This window comes from Nonomuraea aurantiaca (assembly GCF_020215705.1).
GTDB classification, from domain to species: Bacteria; Actinomycetota; Actinomycetes; order Streptosporangiales; family Streptosporangiaceae; genus Nonomuraea; species Nonomuraea aurantiaca.
Map to the genome: position 1 here is coordinate 1 of NZ_JAIWNB010000088.1, position 4,151 is coordinate 4,151.

Below are 4,151 nucleotides of genomic sequence, written 5' to 3' on the forward strand. Positions count from 1 at the left end.
TACCTGTCGGAGACCTCCATGGCCGACCTCCACACCGGCAGCGCTGCACGCGACCCGGCCGAGCTCACCACGCACTCAGAATCGCAACCGTCGATCACGTAGTTACACCACTCCACGGGACGCCATCACACAGCGAGGATGCAGGGGATGGGCGGGGCCGAAGATTTCACAGCGAGCTGGGCGGCGCAGCTGCGCGAGCTGCATGAGGCAGCGGGTCGGCCAACCGGCACGATGATTGCCAGGCGTGCGGCCGCCCGAACGCCGCCGTTCAAGTTGAAAGTGACGCCCCAGCGATGGAGCGACTGGCGCAGAGGGTTCTACGTACCCTCTGATCGAGGAGTCGCTATGTTCCTTATCGGATTCTTAGGCCGTTATCGCGTACATGGCATGCCGCGCAGGAGCGAGCGATGGTGGGAGTGCGTCTTCATAGGGGATCCCTTCCTGGGCTCCGCCGAAGCCGCGAGAGATCATGACCGGTGCCTGGCGTTCCGTTCGTCCTGGTTCTGCTGCCACTGCTCCATGACCTGTCCGAGGCTCGCGTTCACGAGGAGCAGGAACTCGGCAGAGGAGCAGAAGCGGGCGCCGGCCGGGGTCGCGGCCCCGAGGACCTCCGCCGCGCGCTGCGAGGTGGCGGCCAGGGTCTCGTTCATCTGCAGAGCCGCGAGGGTGGAGCGGACCCAGAGCTCGTCGTCGACGACGTAGCGTTCGCGGCGCCCGCCGGGAGTTCGTTCCCGCTTGAGGAGTCCCTGCTGTTCCAGGAGGGCGACGGTCTGCGAAATCGACGCGGGGCTGACGTGAAGCCGCTGGACCAGGTCGGCGGCGGTGAGGTTGCCGGAGTCGGTGACGTGCAGGCAGGCCAGCACCCTGGCCGCCATCCGGGGCATCCCTTGCTGCTCAAGGAGCGTGGCGAAGGATTCGGTGACGTTCTGGACCGCCTGGGGGTCGCGCCCGTGGCTGCTGTCGCCGATCGGCGGCGCCGGAGGTTTGGCCTGCCGGTGTCGGCGCGCACGCTGCTGGGTGGCTTCCTGCGCCCGCTGCGCCCGGTAATCGTCGGGTCCGCCGTTGCGGGTGACCTCCCGCATGATGGTCGAGCCGGGCCGCCCGAGACGCCGGCCGATCTCGGTGTATCCGAGCCCCTCGGCCAGCCCCGTAGCGATGTGCCGACGGTCCTCGTCGGTGAGTCTGTCTCCGGGCATCGGTGTTCGTCTCCCATCTGCCGGTGTGCGCGCCTCGGCGCCCGCACTCCCGCCGCACAGTATGCAATCACTCGAAGTCCATTGCAACACAGATCTTGATCATCTATTGCAATCAGCGTCATACTCATTGCATTATTCGTCCACAAACTGAGCTTGAACAGGCTTATCGGCTTTCTCAAAATGTTGACTCATCTATGAATGCAATGTACTGTCGCAGACGTTCAGCGATGCATGAACAACCGGCCTGGTGGAGGATCTGGAGCTTCTCCACACAACGGCTCGAACAGCTCCACAAAGGAGACGGATCACCATGTCCGACACCAAATTCGGCGGTTTCGTCGCGATGATGATCGGCCCCAAGCGGCGGTGGCGGCAGTACCAGGCACGCGTACGACAGCTTCCGCCGAACTACCGCACAGCGGTCGAAGCTATTCAGCGGCACATGATGCACTTCGTGCCGACTGACGCCGACAGCGACGCGTCGAGGTTCGAAGACCTCGCCGCCCTGTTCGAACAGGCCGCGGCGGACGGAACGCCGATCCGCGAGATCGTCGGGCAGGACCCGGTGAAATTCGCCGAAGCGTTCGCCCGGAACTACACCGACGGCGGCTACGTCCCCGCCCGTGCGCGCAAGCAACTGACCGACGCCATCGAGCGCGCCGCCGGTTAAGGAAACACGACAAGACCGTCTGACGGCGGCCCAGCACATCGCGCCCGAGGCCGAGCGCCACGCCGGGACGGGACGGGTCACGCAAGATCAACGTTGTGTATCGAACACTTGTATGTAAGGAAATTTGTGATGGGACACAGCAACAGCGGCTTCTCCAAGACCGGGCTGGACAGACTGCGCGAGGTGCTGGCCGGGCATGTCGAGTCCGGGAAGATTCCCGGACTCGTCGCCCTGGTCAGCCGGGGCGAGGAGACACACGTCGAAACGATCGGGACGATGCGCCATGACGGTGGCGCGCCGATGCGCCGGGACACCATCTTCCGGATGGCTTCCACGTCCAAGCCGGTCGCGGTGTCGGCGACGATGGTCCTGCTGGATGAGTGCCGGCTGCGGCTGGACGATCCGGTGGATCAGTGGCTGCCCGAACTCGCCGACCGGAAGGTGCTGAAGCGGCCCGACGGCCCGCTGGACGACACCGTGCCGGCGCGGCGGCCGATCACCGTACGGGACCTGCTCACCTCCACCTGCGGACTCGGACTGGATCTGACAGCGAAGACCGCCCCGATCATGGGCGCGCTCTTCGAGCAGGGGGTTTACGGCCAGGAGGACGGATGGCTGTTGCCCGAACCGGGGCCGGATGAGTGGATGCGCCGCCTCGGCACGCTCCCGCTGGCCTACCAGCCCGGACAGCGCTGGCAGTACAACCTCAGCGACGACGTGCTCGGCGTGCTGGTGGCCAGGGTCACCGGCCAGCCGTTCGAGACGTTCCTGCGCGAGCGCATCTTCGACCCCCTCGGCATGACCGACACCGCCTTCCACGTGCCCGCCGACAAGATCCACCGGCTGCCGCCCCTGTACGCCCCCGACTGGCAGACCGGAGAGTTCAACGTGGAAGACCCGGCCGAAGGCGGACACCACAGCAAGCCTCCGGCGTTCCCGTCCAGCGGCGGCGGACTCGACTCCACCGCCGACGACTACCACGCCTACTTCCGCATGCTCCTCAACGGCGGCATGCACGATGGCCGACGCATCCTGCCCCGGGCCGCCGTCGAGCTGATGACCACCAACCGCCTCACGCCCGACCAGCAAGCCGCCCGAGAGGTCTATGCCCGCAACGTCCTCCATACGGGGTACGGCCTGGGACAGCACGGCGGCTGGGGCTTCGGCATGGCGGTACGCACCTACCGCGGCGACTACGCGCCCATCGGCCAGTTCGGCTGGGACGGCGGAGCCGGCACCACCACCTACGCCGACCCCGAGAACGGCCTCATCGGCATCCTGCTCACCCAGACCGGGATGTCCACCCCCGACTCGGCGAACGCCATCAACGACTTCTGGACCACCCTCTACCAGGCAATCGACAACTGACCCGCCTACCTGGTCGAGATCGCTCCGGCAGAAAGATCTCGACCAGGCTCCGGCCTTCGACGCCACCACGTTCCGCGATCACCTTTGTCGCCCCCAGCACGGCCGACGAGCACGCGCCCCGCCCGCTCATCCAGGGGCCTGTACCACGCCGACCACATCATGGCCGAAGGCACTTCTCAGGCGGCCAAGCCCAGGTCCAGGTGGGTGTCCATGTCGATGTGGAAAGTGCCGTACAGGTTGGCGTGCGACCAGAAGAGCGGACTGAGCGCGCGCCGGTCGGCGTCGGTGAGCCGCTCAGCCCAGGCCGGGTCGTTCAGCAGCGACTGAACCAGGTCGGTGATCTCGGCGGTACGGCACCAGGCCAACGCGGCCAGCAGCGTCAGGCGCACCGGCTCGGGATTCGCGGCGAAATCAGAAGGGTGCGACGCCATCGCCCGCGCCCGCCAGGAGGCCACCAGCTTGTCGGAGAACTCGCCGAACAAGTCCGCCGGCAGCCCCAACGCCTTGCTACGCCGCAATTTGACGATCTCCTCCAGCAGCGTCTCCAGCCCCAGCCGCCCCGGGTCGGCCTTCAGTTCGGCCAAGGATCCGTCCGCACCGGTGGCCAGCTCAAGCAGCGCGGCGGTCGAGTCGGCCGACAGGCATCCGGTCATCCGCTCACAGAACGTCCGCTCGAACCGGGCCCGGCAGCCGCGCACGATGCGTTCGGTCCGGCCGGGCGGCTCGATCTTCAGGTTCCGGCAACGCGACAGCATCGCCGCCCGAATCCCTTCATCTGTCAGTACCATCGCAATGCCGTTGCTTGACTCACGCAAGCGTTTCATGTGACTTCAGAGAGTGACGTTTCGATTGGTTCTGCCGATGTCTCGATATGCATCCGTGGATCGGGTTGTCCGAGAACGTGCGTCTGGGAGTGC

The 4,151-nt window shown here is 66.4% G+C and carries 4 protein-coding genes; 2 read left to right on the top strand and 2 right to left on the bottom strand.

All coding sequences use genetic code 11. The features are described from left to right. Positions 1-467 precede the first annotated feature (467 nt). Positions 468-1,196, bottom strand: a complete 729-nt coding sequence (locus LDL49_RS56130; RefSeq protein WP_225303134.1) for a GbsR/MarR family transcriptional regulator — start codon at positions 1,194-1,196, stop codon at positions 468-470. 310 nt (positions 1,197-1,506) lie between these two features. On the opposite strand from LDL49_RS56130, the gene LDL49_RS56135 reads away from it, so the two are divergent. Together LDL49_RS56135 and LDL49_RS56140 are read left to right on the top strand one after the other, a co-directional pair. Then, complete coding sequence (locus LDL49_RS56135; RefSeq protein WP_225303135.1) at positions 1,507-1,866, top strand: DUF1048 domain-containing protein; 360 nt, start codon at positions 1,507-1,509, stop codon at positions 1,864-1,866. A gap of 129 nt (positions 1,867-1,995) precedes the next feature. After that, entirely contained in the window at positions 1,996-3,234 is a 1,239-nt protein-coding gene (locus LDL49_RS56140; RefSeq protein ID WP_225303136.1) for a serine hydrolase domain-containing protein, read from the top strand. 176 nt (positions 3,235-3,410) lie between these two features. Here LDL49_RS56140 and LDL49_RS56145 read toward each other — a convergent pair whose 3' ends face one another. Continuing rightward, positions 3,411-3,989 (bottom strand): hypothetical protein, encoded by a 579-nt coding sequence (locus LDL49_RS56145; protein WP_225303137.1) that lies wholly within the window; start codon positions 3,987-3,989, stop codon positions 3,411-3,413. Between the last annotated feature and the right edge of the window lie 162 nt (positions 3,990-4,151).